The organism is Chloroflexaceae bacterium (assembly GCA_025057155.1).
GTDB lineage: Bacteria > Chloroflexota > Chloroflexia > Chloroflexales > Chloroflexaceae > JACAEO01.
Genome location: JANWYD010000017.1, coordinates 17,695 through 36,013, shown reverse-complemented (window position 1 = coordinate 36,013; position 18,319 = coordinate 17,695). Strand labels below are relative to the sequence as shown.

At 63.8% G+C, this 18,319-nt stretch carries 13 protein-coding genes; 8 read left to right on the top strand and 5 right to left on the bottom strand.

All coding sequences use genetic code 11. The features are described from left to right. The first annotated feature begins 102 nt into the window (after positions 1-102). From NZU74_15370 to NZU74_15355, 4 genes are all read left to right on the top strand, one after another. Positions 103-933 carry a cyclase family protein gene (locus NZU74_15370; protein MCS6882715.1) on the top strand — a complete coding sequence of 277 codons (831 nt, stop codon included), beginning with the start codon at positions 103-105 and terminating at the stop codon, positions 931-933. A 211-nt stretch (positions 934-1,144) separates the two neighbouring features. Continuing rightward, positions 1,145-1,366 (top strand): hypothetical protein, encoded by a 222-nt coding sequence (locus NZU74_15365; GenBank protein MCS6882714.1) that lies wholly within the window; start codon positions 1,145-1,147, stop codon positions 1,364-1,366. Between the two features lie 17 nt (positions 1,367-1,383). Continuing rightward, on the top strand, positions 1,384-1,626 hold the full coding sequence (gene rpmB / locus NZU74_15360; GenBank protein ID MCS6882713.1) for a 50S ribosomal protein L28: 243 nt from the start codon (positions 1,384-1,386) through the stop codon (positions 1,624-1,626). A 1-nt stretch (position 1,627) separates the two neighbouring features. Continuing rightward, entirely contained in the window at positions 1,628-1,933 is a 306-nt protein-coding gene (locus NZU74_15355; protein ID MCS6882712.1) for a hypothetical protein, read from the top strand. A gap of 137 nt (positions 1,934-2,070) precedes the next feature. Here the strand turns inward: NZU74_15355 and NZU74_15350 are convergent, their stop codons facing one another. The 5 genes from NZU74_15350 to NZU74_15330 all read right to left on the bottom strand — a co-directional run bounded on the left by NZU74_15350 (position 2,071) and on the right by NZU74_15330 (position 5,620). Further along, positions 2,071-2,367: a hypothetical protein gene (locus tag NZU74_15350; protein ID MCS6882711.1), complete on the bottom strand. Its 297-nt coding sequence runs from the start codon at positions 2,365-2,367 to the stop codon at positions 2,071-2,073. Beyond that, entirely contained in the window at positions 2,322-3,812 is a 1,491-nt protein-coding gene (locus tag NZU74_15345) for a copper resistance protein CopC/CopD (protein MCS6882710.1), read from the bottom strand. The genes NZU74_15350 and NZU74_15345 overlap by 46 nt, the downstream gene beginning before the upstream one ends. A gap of 8 nt (positions 3,813-3,820) precedes the next feature. Continuing rightward, positions 3,821-4,318: a copper resistance protein CopC gene (locus NZU74_15340; GenBank protein ID MCS6882709.1), complete on the bottom strand. Its 498-nt coding sequence runs from the start codon at positions 4,316-4,318 to the stop codon at positions 3,821-3,823. Between the two features lie 38 nt (positions 4,319-4,356). Continuing rightward, positions 4,357-4,950: a hypothetical protein gene (locus NZU74_15335; protein ID MCS6882708.1), complete on the bottom strand. Its 594-nt coding sequence runs from the start codon at positions 4,948-4,950 to the stop codon at positions 4,357-4,359. 292 nt (positions 4,951-5,242) lie between these two features. Then, positions 5,243-5,620 (bottom strand): hypothetical protein, encoded by a 378-nt coding sequence (locus tag NZU74_15330; protein MCS6882707.1) that lies wholly within the window; start codon positions 5,618-5,620, stop codon positions 5,243-5,245. Positions 5,621-6,227: 607 nt separating this feature from the next. Here NZU74_15330 and NZU74_15325 point away from each other — a divergent pair. The 4 genes from NZU74_15325 to NZU74_15310 all read left to right on the top strand — a co-directional run bounded on the left by NZU74_15325 (position 6,228) and on the right by NZU74_15310 (position 18,191). Next, a complete protein-coding gene (locus tag NZU74_15325) occupies positions 6,228-7,775 on the top strand; it encodes a multidrug transporter (GenBank protein MCS6882706.1) in 1,548 nt (515 codons plus the stop codon). 17 nt (positions 7,776-7,792) lie between these two features. Further along, on the top strand, positions 7,793-8,737 hold the full coding sequence (locus NZU74_15320; GenBank protein ID MCS6882705.1) for a response regulator: 945 nt from the start codon (positions 7,793-7,795) through the stop codon (positions 8,735-8,737). Between the two features lie 212 nt (positions 8,738-8,949). Beyond that, complete coding sequence (locus NZU74_15315; protein ID MCS6882704.1) at positions 8,950-17,352, top strand: GAF domain-containing protein; 8,403 nt, start codon at positions 8,950-8,952, stop codon at positions 17,350-17,352. Continuing rightward, positions 17,349-18,191, top strand: a complete 843-nt coding sequence (locus NZU74_15310; protein MCS6882703.1) for an alpha/beta hydrolase — start codon at positions 17,349-17,351, stop codon at positions 18,189-18,191. Before NZU74_15315 ends, NZU74_15310 begins: the two co-directional genes overlap by 4 nt. Positions 18,192-18,319: the final 128 nt, after the last annotated feature.

The following is an 18,319-nucleotide window of genomic DNA, read 5'->3' as shown; positions in this document are numbered from 1 at the left end:
GCGCGGTGAACGACATGGAGGGCAAGCCCTTCCTGCGATCCTCCCTGCACCTCAAAAGCAGTTCGCAACTTGTCGCCTCTGCACAGCTCCGAGGAGTCTGCCATGTGCCCGCCCCGAACCCTGGATAGCTTTACCAACCCTGAGATCAGCCGGCGCAACTTCCTGAAGTTCGGCCTCGGCGCCGCCGCTGCCGCCCTCGCCTTGCCCGCTGGCGCGGCCCACGCCACCCGTATCCGGCGAACCACCTTCAGCAATGTCGCCGACCTGACCCACCGCCTCGGCACCCAGTTCCCGCTGTTTCCCGGCGCGGCCCCGTTCACCATCACACCGGCGGTCTCGCACGATAAGGACGGGTACTACGGCAGCATCCTGAACTACTGGGAACACTCAGGCACCCATATGGACGCCCCGGTCCATTTCGCGAAAAACGGGTTATTCGTTGATCAGCTTCCAATCGAGACCCTGGTGGTCCCCGCGGCGGTGATTGACATCTCTGCGCGGGCGGCGCGCGACCCCGACGCCCTGGTGACGCCCGACGACATTCGCGCCTGGGAGCGGCGCTACGGGCGCCTGCCCGACAATGCCGCGGTGCTCATGGCCAGCGGCTGGGGCGCGCGCGCCGGCTCCGTCCAGGCGTTCCGCAATACTGACAACAGCGGGGTGATGCACTTTCCCGGCTTTGGCAAGGACGCGATTGACTTTCTGCTGACCGAGCGCCGTATTTCGGGGATCGGGGTGGATACCCTGAGCCTGGACCACGGCCCCTCCACCGATTTTGCGGTCCACTACACTATCCTGCCGACGAACCGCTGGGGGCTGGAGAACCTGGCCAATCTGGAGAGCATTCCGCCCAGCGGGGCGACGCTCTTTGTCGGAGCGCCCAAGATCGCCGCCGGCTCCGGCGGGCCGACCCGCGTGATGGCGGTGTGGTAGGGTCATCTTCGACGCCTGTACCCCGGGCGGACCCGCGCTGGCGCGGGGCGATCCTCCTCATCCTCCCCCTGGCCCCTTCTCAGGTGTAGGGTTTTTCGAGCGAGAAGCGGTTCTCGGCATTCCCATGCGCTGACGATCCTCACCCCCCCGTCCCCCCGCTCCCGCGCGCGGGAGCGGGGGGAGTTGGGCGTCCCAATGCCCCGGATGGGGCATGCGACGCGAGGATGCGCCGGAAAACCTTACACCTGAGAACCCCTGGCCCCTCCCTTTCGACCTGCAGAAAAAGGGAGAGGGCGCCGAGCGCAGCAAGGCAGATGTCTATGTGCACCACAGTCTCTTCCGCGATGCCGGGGTGCGTGAAGGCGATCGCGTGATGATCCTGGTTGAGGATAGCGAACGGGACCCACGGGCCAGTTCCCTGTGGATAGATTGAGCCTTAGGAGCCTTCCCATGGCTAAACGCTGCAGTCTGACCGGTCGAAAGCCCTCGTACGGGCATAATGTCTCCTTCTCCAAGCGTCGCACCAATCGGCGCTGGGAACCCAATCTCCATTACCACCGCATCTGGGTGGCCGAGGAGCAGCGCTTCGTGCGTCTGAAACTTTCCGCGGCCGCCTTGCGCGAGATCGAGAAGAAAGGGTTGCTGGGCGCTCTGCGCGACCGAGGCCTGACGCTGAAAGACGTAGAGGAGTAGCATGCTCGACTGGCTCATTATCGGCGGGGGAATCCACGGCGTGCATCTGGCATGTGTCCTGCTGGGCAAAGCCGGCTTCGCTGCGGAGCGCCTGTGCATCCTCGACCCTCACGAAAGACTGCTGGCGCGCTGGGAGATCTGCACAGCGGCGACGGGGATGGATTGTCTGCGCTCGACCTCGGTGCACCACGTGGTGCTCGACCCGCACGATCTGCGGGATGCGGAGCTGGAACTGGGGCCTGCGGCGCGCAACATCGCCGGGGCGCGCCACGCCGGGGAGCGCCTGGTGGCCACGGCAACGTCGTGATGGGCCGAGAGGGGGCCATGGCGGCATAGCCGCTCTCGTGCGACCATGTCTCAGATAGCGGCCTGTACGGCCTGGCAGGTTCGTCGTATACTCACGGCAGGCCCGATGCGGCGCCGCCGCATAGTAATGCACTTTGCTTACCTCCATTCGGTCTGCCTGGCAAGCGGAACTACAAACACAGCGCTCACATCAGCGAGGCCGGCCCGCCGCACCAGCACTGTGATCTCCCACTCTCCGGCAATGCCCAGCACGCCGCTGGCCACGGCTGTGCCATTGTCACCGCCATCGCGCGCTTCGAGCACGATCGGGCCAATATCCAGCCCGCGGCGCGTCAGGCTAAGCCGGATGAGCTGCGTCTCGACCGCCTGGCTCTCGCCGTCAGTAACGCTTACCTGGAACTCGTTGACGCCCGGACGGGCTGGTTCGACGCGCAACCGCACTCGCAGGTCGCCAGCCGGCTGGATCTGATCGAAGACAACGCCGGCAGCGGGAGGCACGATCGGCGCCAGCGTCGTCGGCGCCGGGGCCGAGACCGCCGGCCCCGGCGCTCCACCGGCGGGGGCAGGCTCGTCAGCGTTCCCGCCGCGCCCAGGGCCAGCAGCGCAAATCCTCCCTCGGCCAGCAGGCTGTATCGCAGGCGCGCCAGCCAGGAGCGCGCCTCGGCGCGCAGGCGCGGCCCGGCGACCAGCCCGTGGTACGCCCCCAGGGCGAGCATAGCCCCAAAGCACAGTAGCTTCACCAGCAGAGCGCGACCGTAGGCGCTTTCCTGGAGCGCTGTGAGTGAGGGAATTTCACGCAGCGCTATCGCCGCACCGCTCAGGGCCAGCGCGGCAGCGCCCCCTAGCGCCAGCGGCGTGAAGCGCCGTAACAGCGCGTTAATCAGGGGCAATCCGTCTGTTCCCCGGATCAGCGGCAATGCCAGCGCGAGGTTGAGCACCCCCCCGGCCCAGATGCTCGTTGCCGCCAGGTGCAGCCAGTTCACCAGCACGGGCATCGCGGGCTCCGCTTTCGCCCCTGCGTGACCCGCCAGGGCGAAGGTAAGGAGCAGGGCTGCACCGAGAAGCAGCGCCAGGGGCGCGCGCCGCTGGATGGCCCCGGCAGTGACGCTGGTCGCCGTCAGAACGAGCAGCGCTATGGCCAGCGCCATCCGCACTGCGAGCAACAGGCTCTGGCGCGTGCCCAGGGATGGCCTGAGCAGCGCCAGGTCGGCGGTGCTTTCATACACATACAGCCCGAAGAGCAGGGGCGTTCCGATCAGCACTGCGAGTATCAGACCGGCGCTCCAGCGGCGCCAGCGGCGCACCGCTTCCGAGGCGATCACTGTGCCTCCCAGCACCGGCACAGCCACCCACGGCCAGAAAATCCAGCCCCCCACCGCGCCCGTCGCTCCGAGCAGCAACCCCCAACGGATCAGGCTCTGCACCAGGGGCAACCGATCCGGTTGCACCACCGACGCCGGGGGCGCAACCGGCATCTGCGCGGGCGCAGCGTCCGACGCCGCTAGCGATGCGTCAAGCACAGTGAAGACGAACATGCCGCGCACCACGTGGCCATCGCTTCCCGCCGCCGTCCACCCCACGGTGTACAGATCTGGCGCCAGGGGCGGCAACTTCAGCACCAGCCGGCGGGGATCAGCGGGATCGCGCTCGCCCCCCCGCGCCGCCAGCGCGCCCTGGCTGCTATAGAGCGCCAGGGTGCTCAGCGCCTCGATCGGCTCATTAAAGGTGATCGCTACCTGCGAGGGCGCCCGGGTAAGTCGGGCGCCGGGCGGCGGCTCGAGAGCGATAATCCGGGGGTGCGCCCATACGTCGCGCGCGCTGGCGATCATCCCCAGGCACACGAGCGCCAGGAGTACGAGGTTTTTATCCACAATGTGCATGCGTATGCTCAGGCCTGCTGGCGACGCAGCAGCGTTCCCGCAACGAGCAGCGCAGCAGCGAGCGCCAGCGCTTCGATCAGCGGCCATTGCCGATCCGCGCCTGTTGCCGGCAATGGCGCCGGGGCGGCGCCCACGCTGAAGCTGATCTGGCCCTGCTCGCTATGGCCATCGGTGCTCATGTTGCGCCATTGCACCGTGTACGCACCATTCCCAAGACCACCCTGGAGCGAGACCGTCAGCGTGGCCCGTTTCGGATCGTTCAGATCGAGGGCCGTGTCGCCACGGTCCACCTGCCTGCCGCTGGCGTCGGTGACAGTGATCAGGTTGCCGTCGGGTTTCAGCTCTTCACTGAAGACCAGCACGACTCGGTCAGGCGGAGCGGAGAGGATGGCCCCATTCGCCGGGTTGGAGGAGATCAGACGGGCATGGGCCAGCGCCGAACTGGTTGTCACGGCAAACATCCATAGCATCGCTATGACCATCAACCATACATGCCGGATGAACACGGGAACACCTTCCTTTCGAAATCTCTATCACACCTGCATCAACGGATCTCCGCGATGCGCCATCCGGCGCCGGTCATCATCACAGTGATGCGCAGCGTCAAAACGCCATGTTGGCAATGGATCCGAACCGGCACCACTTCGCTAGTTCCCCACGGAACCGGATCGAACGCGCTGCGGGTTCGATAGGGGCCAATTGAGACGACCAGGTCGGGGCGCCCGAACAATGGGTCGGGCCAGCGTTGCCGCACCTTGTCCAGTAACTGCTGCTGATACGGGCCGTAGTGCGCCATCAACTGGCGTACCGCCGCCGGATCTTCCTGATCGAGCGCGATCAGCGCCTGACGAACCAGATCCACCGGGAGCGGAGGCCGCAGATCAAAGCCGCTCTGGCGTTCGGCAACTATCAGCGCCTGATCAAGCACCGCAGTCGGGGCGGCGCAACCGCTCAGGAACACGAATATGATTGAGGCGGTCACAAGAGCTGCCACCGGAGAACGGAGTGCGCGGCAGTGCACGTGCATATGGGTCACCATAAGCGTCTCGGCATCATTACGGCATTTCTCGCATACCTCGAACCGGGCCTTCCCGATCACCCGTGACTGCTGCGACGCAATGGCGCACAGGGCTGGCATAAATACCTCACCGACACGTGGCGCCTTCGCGTCTTTGCATCAACCTTGCTGAGCAATGCTCCAGTCTGTGAACCGGGTTTGTTCGTCTTAAGCTCGAAGCCCCGGCGGGAGGCGCGGGAACGCACTGTTCACGAGCCAATCACGGCGAAAGGGTTCAGACTGCGCTGAACAGACGCCACCGGCCATCCGGCTAAGAGGATGAAAACCGCTCCCTGCCAGAGTGCGAGCCGGTTTCACCGCAGTCCTGGCATTCGCACAGCACAGGCGTGACGATACCGCGTGTTCGATGGTCTTACGGGCGCGGAGGTGGGGTAGAGGGTGGAAAGGTCAGAGACGGCGACCCCTGGGGAGGACGGCGGACGAGCAAGCCCGCCAGCATGCTGATGACGACGAGCAGAGGCGCGAGTTGATGGAGCAGTTCGTAGAGCGCGCGAGGGGTAAGATTTGAGACCGCGTCGGGGGCCAGGGCGGGAGCGGCGGGTTCAGTCATGTTCGTCAGAGCGCCGCGCCATCCATATGCGTGACAGAGGAACCAGGCAATGGCCGGGCGTTCGGTTAGCACGCGCTGGATCAGGCAGTGGATCACGCAGTTCAACGGGCTGAGCATGCCAAGTTCCACGGCAACGAGCAACGCCAGAACCCGCGGCAACCACCGTCGTATCCTCGCCATACCTGGCGGCCATCCCAGATGTCGCGCGTTTTGCGTTCCATTTCTCACGAGGTTGACTATACCAGACTCCGGTCGAAAGCTCAAGCGGGTAACCTTCGAGAGCGCGCAGGGGGCTGTAAAAAGCCTCTATGCTCCTCTGTGTGCGCTGTGGTGCATATGAACACGTACCGCAGCGCGCGTGGTTTTCCGCCCTGGCGCGGCTCTGCCATAATCCGGTCCATCACACCATCCGCAACAAGCAAGCCTCGGGCCCGGCAGCAGCCGTAGCCTTGCCTGCCACGCTGATGCTGCGGGCGCCCGCGCGCTCGACACATAGCAATCCAGAATCCAGAATCACCTACCTCGTTGGGGATCGGCGCCTCTCTCGCGCCTGCTCCCTGACCGGCCTGCGCCCTGGTCGCAACCTCGTGCTCCCCCAAGAGTAACATTGACGTGGGTGATTATCGTCGTGTACAATGTCATGGACTGCACGATCTTTCTGATTATCTGTCATTAGATTGTAATCTTTCACGCTTGCTGGAAACATCCCCTACTGACTATAGTAGACTGGCATGCTTATCAGGGCAACAACACCGGCGGCTATCGGAAACCAGGGAAGGGATCGCCAATGGAGCGGATCATTATTCGCGATCGAACACTTATTCCGCCATTTTCCGAGCCCGCTCGCGAATTACGAATCCTTAACAAGCCGCTGTGGCTCTTACAGCGCGATCTGCTAAAGAATTACTGCAAGGGCAGTATTGAGATCGATTCTATCAATGAACTTGCCCAATTTGCGCCTGAAGATAGTGAAGAACTTCTCGTTTATCGCGACAATCTCTACTTTAATGCAGCGCTGATTGACGAGTTCATCCGCCGCGCCAGGTCCGCGGGGCGACCCTGCCAGATTGCTTTTACCCTCGATGACCGAAGCATCGAACGGCATGCCACGCAACTCAGCTCGGGCATTGTTCGGCAGGATGACGTGGTCTACATTCACAACGGTCAGGAGCGGCGCGGCGCGGTGCGCGTGGCCGAGTTGTACTACTTCCCCGCCGGGCGCCGGGAAACGCCCCTCCCGCTCGTGATCGAAACCCTGAGCCACGAGATGGGGTACTATCGCATCCCCAGCTACATGGCTCACAAAGGCGAGTTGACCTACCAGATCCCTATTCGCGCCTTCCTCTCGATTGAGAACTGGCTGCACGTCTTCATGGCCAATGTGCTGATGGGCGTCTTCTCGATGGCTGCAGCTCAGGACAAGAAAATGAGCCAGGCGCGCCTGGCCAACATCAGACACTGGCAGCCCGGCGAGTGGCGCATCTTCCTGGAAAAACTCGGGTTTTCTCTGGCGACCCTCTGGCAACAGCTCAATCCCTTTGAGGCGCCCTGGCGGAACCATTTTCTTGCTTCGAAGGCGCTGGTCAAAGTCGGCAAACGCTGTTCGATTGATCCCACCGCGATTATTCACGGCCCCACCATTATTGGTGATGATGTGTACATCGGTCCCGGCGTCGTTATCGCCAACAGCATTATCGGAAACGGCGTCAACATTATGCAAGGCGCCCAGATTATGTTGAGCGTGGTGAGCGATCGCTGCTTCCTGCCCTTCAATGCCGGCTTGTTTATGACCACATTGATGGAGAACAGCATGGTGGCGCAGAATTCCACCCTTCAACTGTGCGTGGTCGGGCGCAATACTTTTATCGGGGCCAATAACTGTTTTACAGACTTCAACCTCCAGAACGAACCGATCAAGGTCGTGCACCAGGGCAAGCTTGTCGAGGTCAATATGCCGGTGCTCGGCTCGGCGGTGGGCCACAATGTCAAAATTGGCAGCGGCTTTATCGTCTACCCCGGTCGCATGATTGAATCGAATGCTGTTATAATCTTTGACAATGATAAGAACCTGATACGCACGACGGTGGCCGGGCACGATCTGGAGGATGTGGACAGGGCTACGGGTGAGCCGCGGCGGATTATCTATCACTGGCCCCACGTCTACGACAACCCGGCGGAACGGCGCGTCGCCCCTCAGTCACCGGCCAGCTCCGCCTTGCCGTCGTATGGCAACGGACGGGGCGCCAGCGGCGCCGGGCGCGAGGATTACGCAGCGCCTGATAAAGTCGCCATTCCCAGAGAGTACACCCAGCGTCCCTATCGGCGTCGTCGCTAGCTTGAGGAGGACCGCTCGTGAGTAAAGAGCGTATTCTGGTGGTTGAGGACCAGGCAGATATTTCCAGCCTGCTGAAGATTTATTTTACGTCCCAGGGGTATGAAGTATACACTGCGATGCGCGGTTCGGCGGCGCTTGAGATCTGCAACAAGACGCCCCCCAATCTCGCCCTGCTGGATGTGATGCTCCCCGATATGGAGGGTTATGAGATCGGCAAGGCCCTGCGGGCCAGCCCGCGCACCCGGCATATCCCGATCATCTTTCTGACCGCCCGCGGCGAACGCGCCGACCGGCTGCGCGGCCTGGGCGAGGTCCAGGCGCAATACTATATTGTTAAGCCCTTCGATATCGAAGAGGTGCATACGATTGTCAAGAACCAGCTCGAAGAGGCCCGGCGCAAGAACCAGTTGCATCCGGTCACCAATCTGCCCACGGCTGATCTAATCACCGACCAGCTACGCTCGTTACGCTCGGCCGAAGGTTGGGCCATGGCGCTCATCCATATTAATGGCTTTGAAACCTTCACCCAGAGCTACGGCCCTGTCGCGGGCGAAGATGTGCTGAAGTTTACCGCCCTGCTGCTCAACGAGGCCATTAACGAACTGGGCGGCAATGAAGAGTTTGTGGGCCAGATGGTCGTTGGTCCGGATTTCGTTGTGACCTCCACCCCCGATCACCTTCGCGCGATCTGCGAACGGCTGATCGCGCGCTTCGATGACGAGATCGGCCTGCACTACAACTTCAAGCACCGTAAACAGGGCTACCTCGAAGTAGCCGACGAAAACGGCAACCTGCGCCAGGCGCCGCTGATGTCGCTTTCCGTTGGGGTCATTACCAGCCAGGACGGCCCATTCGCGGATATTCGCGAGTTGAGCGAACTGGCCGAGGAGATCCGTCTACGCGCCGTGCAGCAGGCGCGGGAGCAGGGTCGCAAGAGCGCCGTAGCCTACGGACGACGGTAAAGGACAACCACCACGCCCTTGAATTCCGAAAGTCCCCCCGGGGGGGGACGGACGGCACTCACAGCTAGCGAACACGGACGCATCGGGGAGGACGCGGAGAGCGCAGAGGGCTTCGATCAGCCCGTCCTCTGCGCCTCTCTGCATCTCCTGCGAACAGCCTGCACAAGCATCCGGCCAGCGCTCCGGCATACTGCATTGGCGCGCTACACCCTATGGATATGACGATCGCTTCGAGCGGCTGGGAATTGCTCGCCCAACTTGCCGCCTGCGCCTACAACAGCGCCGGCCCCGTTGATGCGGAGAGTTACGCCCGCAAACTGGCTGCGTTGATGGCGCGCCTCCTGCCCATCTCGGCCGGGCGCCTGGAGGTGATCGAGGATGGCGTGGTTGTCGCCGAGGCAAGTTGGGGCGACGCAACTGCAGATCCGGCCCCTCTGCTGCTAGAGTTAGAGGGCGAGCTGCTCGGGCGCTTGCACCTCGGCGCCGAGGCCGCGCGGCTCGAGCCGAGCTTTCTCCACGCCCTTGCCGCACAACTGACCCTGACGTTGCTTGCCCGGCGCCGGGGCGAAGAGGCGGCGATCAGCGAGCAGATCCGCGCGCTGGCGGCCGCCAGCCTGGAACGGGTAGGCGCCCTTGATGGCCGCACCCTGCTGCAAGCCCTGCTCACACGGGCGGCGCCGCTTATCGGGGTGGAGAGCGGCGCCATCTACTCGCTCGAAGAGGATGATGGCAAGTTGCTGCTGCTGGCCGCCGCTGACGGGGCGTTCCAGTTTCCTCTCACCCTGCCCCTTGCTGGCGTCAGCCTGCCAACTCGCGTGGCGACGACGCGCGCCCCCGCGGTCGGCAGCATACACCCGGCCGGGCGCCGCCGCGGCGTCGCCTCCCACGGGGAACGCGCGGCTCTTGCCTTGCCGCTGCTTGCCCAGGATGCCTTGATCGGCGTGCTGGTGCTCCTGCTCACCCACACGAGCGCGCCGGGCCGCCTGCGCCGGCTCGCAGAGCTTTTTGCCGCTCAGGCCACCCTGCTTGTGCAGAACACCCGGCTCTTTAGCCGGGAACAACAACGAGCGCGCGAACTGTTCGTGCTCTATGAGATCAGCCAGGCTATCCATACCGATACCCAGATAGAGCAGGTGCTCAATCGGGCCACCGAGAATATCGCCGCTGCCCTGGGGGCCGATTATTGCATGGTGCTGCTGCGCGATCAACGCGCCGCCGACTCTCTGTATGTCGCCGGGTCGTTTAGTGAGACCGGACGCGATCACCACGCCGGGAACGGTATGCGCCTGGGACTGATCGGCGCGGCGGATATACTGGCCCAGGTCGCATTGAGCGATCACGTGGTGATCGAGGATACCGCCGCCATCGCTGATCACCACTCCCTGGCCCGCCACCTGACCAACGATGGCTGCCGCAGCGCGGTGTTGTTGCCCCTGCGCGGCAAAGCCGAGATGATCGGGTGCATGGTTATCGGCTTCGCTCACCCGCGCCACCGGTTGTCCTCGGCTGAACGCAACCTGGCCCGGGTGCTCGCCAGCCAGGTGGCTACGGCCATCTTCAATCGCCGCCTCTACCTGGCCGAACGCCAGCGAGCCAGCGAACTCGAATTGCTCCAGCAGGTCAGCCAGCGGCTGAATGCCGGCCTGGATCTTGATCAGACCCTGACGGCCATTCTGGAGGGAGTGCAGAAGCTGGTGCGCTTCAGCGGCGCCCAGATCAGCCTCTATGACTGGCATACGCGCCTCCTGCGCCCGGGGGTGCGCTGGGGCCTGTCTGCTTCCGAGTGGCCGAGTCACAGCCCCGATGAGCGTCTGCTGGATTCTCGGACGCCGCTGCGCGTGGATGATCTGCAACAGCTTGCGCCCAACGCCCATCAGCTCGGCCACCTGAAAGACCTGCGCTTCGACGATGGCCTGCCGGTACGGGCCTATGTGGGCGTGCCGCTACGTCTCGGCGACGAGGCGCTGGGCCTGCTGGAACTGTTCTCGGTCCGGCCCGCTGCCTTCAGCGAGGATGACACCCGGCTGCTCTCGATTGTCGCCGGGCAGTCGGCCCAGGCGATAGCCAACGCGAAGCGCTATGAGCAGACCGACGCCAGTCTGCGCGCGCGGATCGAACAGCTCCGTGCTCTGCAGCGCGTCTCCAGCCAGCTGGCCATTACCCTGGATCGTTCCGAGATCCTCGAATACGTGCTGGAACAGGCCCTGCGCGTCACCGGGGCCACCCAGGGGCTGATCGCCCTGCGCGCCGTCGAAGGCGCCACCGACCGCGAGGTGGCGCTGAATGCCCTCGGCGGGCAGTTCGCGCCGGAAATTTACCAGCGTTCCTTTGATGATGCGGGTCCCGCTGAAGAAGACCTCTACGTGGTGGTCGAGGCGGTCGGCTTCGGCGAAGCGTACCGCGCGAGCCTGCTGGGCAACCCGCTTCCCGCCGGGCTGATTACCGCCTACAACGCCCTTGCCCGCCGCGAGCCGGAAATTTGCCACGAACTCGACCCTGCCGAACTGATGGTGGTGCGGGCGCCTGCGGCGCGTTCGGCCCTCGCCGCGCCGATTTTTTACCAGGCCGGGGTCTACGGAGTGATGCTGCTGCTGGCCCCTCGCCCCCGCGCCTTCGACCACGACGCTGTCGAGTTCCTTCGCGCCCTCTCGCATCAGACCGCAGTGGGAATCGGCAACGCCCAGCGCTACGCCGAACTCGAACAGCTCTATCGGGTGCAGAAAGGGCGCGCCCAGATCCTCAACAACGTGCTTGAAATCGGGCAAGCCCTCCGCGCCGATCGCAACCTGGCCAGCCTGCTGGAACAGATAGGCTACAGTACGGTCGAGTCGGTTAACTTTCGCACCGTTATCTTCTGCGTCACCGACCGCGAGCGGCCCGACCTGTTGCGCCCCGTGGCCGCTGCAGGCATTCCTCTGAGCGAGCAGGAGCGCATGGCCCGCACCCCCCTGCCGGCGGAACTGGCCCGCCGCTACCTGGCGCCGCGCTTCCGCATGGGACGCTGTTATTTCGTGCCGGCTGAAGAAAGCCGCACCCTCGAGGCCGGGTTTGTCACTGAAATCTTCAGCTACCTGCCCTTCAACGACGCGCGCCTCCCCCATGAATGGCAACCTGAGGATCGCCTGTGCGTGCCGCTCTACTCCACCGAAGGCGCTCTGCTGGGCCTCATGTTTGCCGGCGATCCGCAGGACCGCCGCCGGCCCACCCCGCGAGCGGTTGAACCACTGGCGATTTTCGCCGATCAGGCGGCGATTGCCATCGAGAACCACCTGCTCCTCGATGACGCTCGCGCCCGCGCTGAGCAGATGGCCGCCCTCTACAAGGTTGGCACCGCGGCCACCTCGACTACCGATCTCAACACCCTGCTACAGCGGGTCTATGAAGAGATCGTGGCCTACCTGGGCGTGCCGAGCTACTTCTACATCGCCAGTTACCGGCCCGAAACCGAGCAGATTCGCTTTGAGTTGTTCATGCGCCAGGGCGAGGTGCTCGCCACGGCGCACCAGTTGAGCGCGCCCAAGGCCGGGTTGACCGCCCTGATCATTGATAGCGGCGAAGCGCTGCTCATCGGCGATCTGCAGAACGAACCGCAGTATCTGGCCCAGACCGTGAACTATGCCGAGGGCGATCCGCCGACACGATCATGGCTCGGCGTGCCCCTGATCAGCCAGGGCCGCGTCATCGGCGTGCTCAACGTGCAGGACGTCGCTCCCCACGTCTTCACCGAACGCGATCGGCAGTTCCTCGCCGCCCTGGGGAACCAGCTCGCCGTCGCCATGGAACGCGCCGCTCTGTTCCAGGAACGCGAGCGGCGTCTGGCCGAACTGAACATCATTAACCGTATCGGTCAGATTACCAGCTCGACCCTGGACCTGGAAGAGATGTTGCGGCAGACTTACCTGCAACTGGCGACTTTTCTGCCGCTCGATTGCTGCTTCATCTATGTCTACCACGAAGATGAGAACCTCATCTCGCTCTCGCTGGAAGTTGACCAAGGGATTGACAAACTGGACCGCCAGCCGCGACCCCCGATCCCTGGCAGTCTGGTGGAGACCATTATCCGCACCCGGCGCCATCTGCGCTTTCACGACCTCAGTCGCGAGTATTCCGAACATGGATTCTCACTGGCGTCCCCGGGCAACGCCAGGCAGTCGGCGGCGTGGCTGGGCGTGCCCTTGCTGGTGGTTGACGGCGGCGTGGTCGGGGTCATTGCGGTCACGAGCTACGAGCCGGGGATCTACGGCGAGCGCGAACTGGCGTTCATGACCACTGTGGCCAACCAGCTCGCCCTGGGCGTGCACAATGCCCGCCTGCTGGCCCAGGCCCGCGAACAGGTCCACCGGCTCGAACTGCTCAATCGTGTGTCGGTGCTGGCCGCCGCGGAAACTGATGTGCAGCGCATCTACCAGGTGATCGTTGACGCCATGGCCGATGCTGCCGGCGTGGATCAGGCGCGCCTGGTGATCTACGACCGGGAGCGGGGCGTCGCTCCGGCGGTCGCCGAACATGTCCATTCGGGCATCCTTGACCAGATCGAGGTGCCCATCGCCAATAACCCCGCCGTCGCCTGGCTCGATGAACACCAGAAGCCGCTGGTGGCGCTCGACGCGCAGCACGACCCGCTGTTCGCGCCCTCGCATCCTACCTTCGCCAAACTCGATATTCGCTCGATCGCCACGGTGCCGATCATCATTGACGGTCAGGTGATCGGCGCGGTGGGCCTCGACTTCGTAGGGCGCCGGGGAACCTTCCAACCGCAGACGTTGACCCTGTGCCAGACAATCGCCAACCAGACCAGTACGGCGATCGCTCGCGCCCAGGCCTTCCAGGCCGCTCAGCGCAACGCGCAGGCGCTGGAGCAGAAAGTCGCCGAGCAGACGACCCTCCTTGACGCCGCGCGCATACTCTCATCGCTGTTGCGCCCGCAAGAAGTGCTTGATAAGTTGATGGAGCTGGTGAGCCGCCGCCTGCAGGTGACCACCGTGGCTCTCTGGACCATTAACGACGAAAACGTGCTTGTGCCCGCCGCGCTCCACGGCATTGCTATGGAGCAGGCGCGCCACATGCGGGTGCCCGTGGGCCGGGGGCTGACCGGTCGTGTGGCCGCAACCGGGCAGCCGCTGGTCATTGACGATGTGAACGTCGCGGGCGGCTCGCTCTTCCCCGCCTTCCAGCAGGCTAACAACCTGATCTCCTACATGGGCGTGCCGGTGATCTACCACGAGCGGATCGTCGGCGTACTCAGCGTCATGACCAACGCGCCGCGGCGCTTCACCGGCGACGAGCAGACCCTCCTGGCGGGCCTGGCCAACCAGGCGGCCGCCGCGCTGGAGAATGCTCGCCTCTTTGAGGAGCGCGAACAACGCATTAATGAGCTGACCACCATCAATAAGATCAGCGCCGCCGTCAATGCCTCGCTTGAACTTCAGACCCTGCTGGAGAAGTTGCACGCCGGGATCGCCGAGGTGATTGACGTCAGCACCTCGCTGATCGGCATCTACGAAGCGCAGCACGATACGCTGCATTTTCCGCTGGCGTTCGACCGCGGCCGGCCCGCCTCCATCCCCGCGCGGGTGCATCCGCAAGGGGCCAGCGGCTGGGCCATCCGCAACCGCCAGTCGCTGCTCATCCGCACCCTCGCCGAGGCAGCGCAACTGGGACTGGACCTGGCCGATGACCGAATTTGCGCCGGTACTGATGCTCAGTCCTTCCTGGTCGCCCCGATCCTGTTCGGGCATGAAGTGCTCGGCGTAATCAACATTCAAAGCCCCGAGCCGCGCGCCTTCGACGAGAATGCTCGACGCTTTCTTGCCACGGTGGCCAATCAGGCCGCCGTGGCGCTGAACAACGCGCGCCTGTTCAGCGAGACGCGCCATCATGCCCGCGAGATGACCACCCTCTTCGAGGTCACCCAGAACCTCTCGGGAACGCTTGACCCTGATGAGACTATGCACCTGGTCGCCGACGCCGCGATCAACCTGCTGGGGGCGACGCTCTGCGCAGTGCTGCGGCTTGACCGGCAGGGGCGCGTCGCGCGGCAGATATTGATGGAGCATCACCGTCGCCGTGAGGACCTGCACATCAACTTCCGTCTCGATGGCATGACTGCACAACTGCTGGCGAGCGGCCAGGCGCTGGCGATCAGCGACCTGCGCGAACACGCCGACGCCAATCCTGATGCGGTGCGACTGGGCATCCGCAGTGTGCTGGGCATCGCCCTCGGCCCGCCCGATGAGCGCCTGGGGGTACTGTGGGTAGGCAACTGGCATCCCCGTGAGTGGACTGCCCATGAGGTCTCGCTTTTCTCGATCCTGGCCAACCAGGCCGGCCAGGCCCTGCAGAGCGCGCACCTGTTCCAGCTCGAGCAGCAACGACGCCTCCTGGCCGACACGCTGCGCGACGTGGCCCAGTCGTTTACTTCCACCCTGGCGCTCAAGGAGATTCAGACGCTTATTCTCGACCAGTTGAGCCGCGTGGTGACCTATGACACCGCCGCCGTGCTGCTCCGCGACGAGGGCTACGGCCACCTGCATATCACCGAGGCGCGAGGACTGGAAGCGACGGCCTTGCTGAGCGCAACCTTCGATGCCGGACAACACGAACTGCTGGCATTCATGACCGCTGAACGTCGTCCTGTGTTAATCGAAGACGCCGCCCGCGACCCGCGCTTCAGGCCGCTGGCGGATCTCGGCTGGCAGGCGCGAAGCTGGATTGGCGCGCCGCTGCTGGTTGACAATGAACTTGTCGGCATACTCGCTGTGGGGACGGCTACGCCCAACGTCTATGACGATGAAGCCGTGAGCGTGACGTTCGCCCTGGCCAACCAGGCCAGCCAGGCCATCCAGAATGCGCGCCTGTTCGGCCAGATCTCCAATCTGGCCGCCGACCTGGAACGGCGCGTGAGCGAGCGCACCGCTGAGGCCGAACGCAACGCCCGGCAACTGGCCGAAGAAAAAGAGCGTCTGGAGGCGGTCCACGCCATCACCCTGGAACTGACCACCCAGCTCGATCTCGAAGCGATCATCCGGCGCGCTCTGGAGTTGATCTCGCTCAACCTGGGAGTCAGGCGGGGTTCAATCATCCTTTCCGACCCCTCCAGTTCCGACCTGATCTGCCGGGCCGTCCTCGACGACTGTGGCGAGGTGCGTCTGGCCCACTTTCCGCTCCACTTTTCAAGCGGCGAGAGCCTGGCCAAGTGGGTCATGCAGCACCAGGAATCGGTCAACATCGCCGATGTGCGTTTTGATCCGCGCTGGCTCCAGGAGAGCGGTCGCGCCGATGACGTGCGCTCAGTGGCCGCCGTGCCGCTCAACACCGGCGATACGCGGCTGGGGGTGCTCGTGCTGACCAGCCCCGAGGTGGGGTATTTCACCGACTCGCAGATGAACCTGCTCGGCACGATTGCCGGCGTGGCGGCGGCGGCGCTGTACAATGCGCAACTCTACAGCTACATCAATGACCTGGCGAGTTCCAACGCCCGGCTCCTCGCCGACCAGCTTGAGGAGACGTCCAAGAGCAACGCCGTCTTCCAGTCGCTCACCGAAGGCGTCATTGTGCTCGATACCGAGGAGCGCGTGATCCTCTACAATCCGGCCGCCGCGAAGGTGCTGGAGATTCCCGCTGAGGTGATGTTGCACCAACCCCTGCGCATGCTTGAGACCTACGGCGCTGATGACACGGAGCGTAAACGCGCCGCCACCATCTATAGCGGCCTGACTAATGGCCTGCGACAGGTGCGCGAAGGTTCTCGCACCTACTCCATGTACCTCGACCTGAGCGATCCCACGCAGGTGATTGCGGTCAACCTGGCGCCGGTGATGAGCAATAGTCGTGACGGACAGCGCTACGGCAGCGTGGCGGTGCTGCGCGACATTACCCGCGAGATCGAAGCCGACCACGCCAAGCGGCAGTTCATCTCCGATGTGAGCCACGAACTGCGCACACCGCTCACCGCAGTGAAAGGCTACGTAGATATGCTGCTCCTCACCAGCGCCCAATCGCTGAGCGAGGATCAGATCAGCCATCTGCAGATTATCAAGACGAACACCAACCGCCTGCATGCGCTGATCGAGGATATTCTCGACTTCGCCCGCCCAGACTCTAAGCAAAAACTGAACTTCACCCGCGTTGATATCTCGCAGGTGATCAACGACGTGCTGCAATCACTGCGGCTCGAGTACGAACGCAAGGAGATGCACGTCACCGTTGACATCGCGCCCGGGCTGCCCCTGGTTGTAGCTGATCAGAAGCGTATTACCCAGGTCTTCCAGAACCTGTTTTCCAACGCCGTGAAATACACCTATGAGCGCGGGCGCATCCAGGTGCGTGCGTTTCTGAACCCCGCCAATATGCTGCAAATTGACGTTGAAGATAATGGGGTGGGCATGACCCGCGAGCAGCTCAAGAAGCTGTTCCGTCCCTTCTACCGCGCCGACAACCCCCTCCGCGACGTGGCCGGCGGGACTGGACTGGGCCTGGCTATCGCCAAGCAGTTCGTCGAACAGCACGGCGGTGAAATGTGGGTGCAGAGCGAGCACGGCAAAGGCAGCACCTTTAGCTTTGTGATCCCGCTGGAGCAGGCGGGCGCGCCTGAAGCGCACGAGGACTCCGAGTGAGTGCAATCCATCTCGACAACCGACTGGTGCATTACGAGGTGTTTGGCCGCGGCCAGCCGATCGTGTTTCTGCATAGCTGGCTCGGCTCCTGGCGCTACTGGGTCTCCACGATGGACGCAGTGGCCGAGCGCTATCGCGCCTATGCTCTGGATTTCTGGGGCTTCGGCGAGAGCGACCGTCGCGGTTCCGATTTCAACATCTCAAGCTACGTGGATATGCTCTTCCGCTTCGTTGACCAGATGGGCATTACCACGGCCATCCTGGTGGGCCATGGCATGGGGGGCATGGTCGCCATCCGCGCCGCTCGCGAGCGCCCGGAGACCTTTCCGCGGGTGATGACGGTGGCAACCCCGCTGTACGGCGAGGCCCTGGCCGGGCACCTCAAATCCGGCGGCCTCTCCCGCCTCCTCGGCCTGAATGCTTCGACCAACGTCTGGCTCAGGTTGCTGAAGAGCATGCCGATTGCCGACCCTGAAGTGCAACAGGAACTGATTGAGGACACCGAGAGCCTGAGCGAGCAGGTGCTGCATAGTGTCCAGGACTCGCTCCTCGACACCGACCTGCGCCCGGCCCTGGCTGCGCTACCGGTGCCGCTGCTGGCAGTATATGGCGGGCAGGATCGTATTGTGGCCATTGAGCATAGCGAGGTGCTCGACACCCTCGAGCGCCAGGGGCGCCCGGTCAAACGGCTGACCCTGCCCCGGGCGAGCCATTTCCCCTTCCTGGAGCAGTCGAACACCTTTTCGCGGTTGCTGATTGACTTTATGACCTCCGACGGCGCCAACGTGGAGATCAAAGAGGAGTGGCGCCGCCGGGTCAGCCAGCGCGAGTACCTGTGAGGCGCGATGATCCCGGCACAGATCCGGACGATATGTTCGCCCATTAGCGGGATGCCTGCCGCGTCCAGATCCGCCGCGCTGCATCCTTCAATCCAACGTCCGCGATGCCTGATGCCAAATTGAGAGCC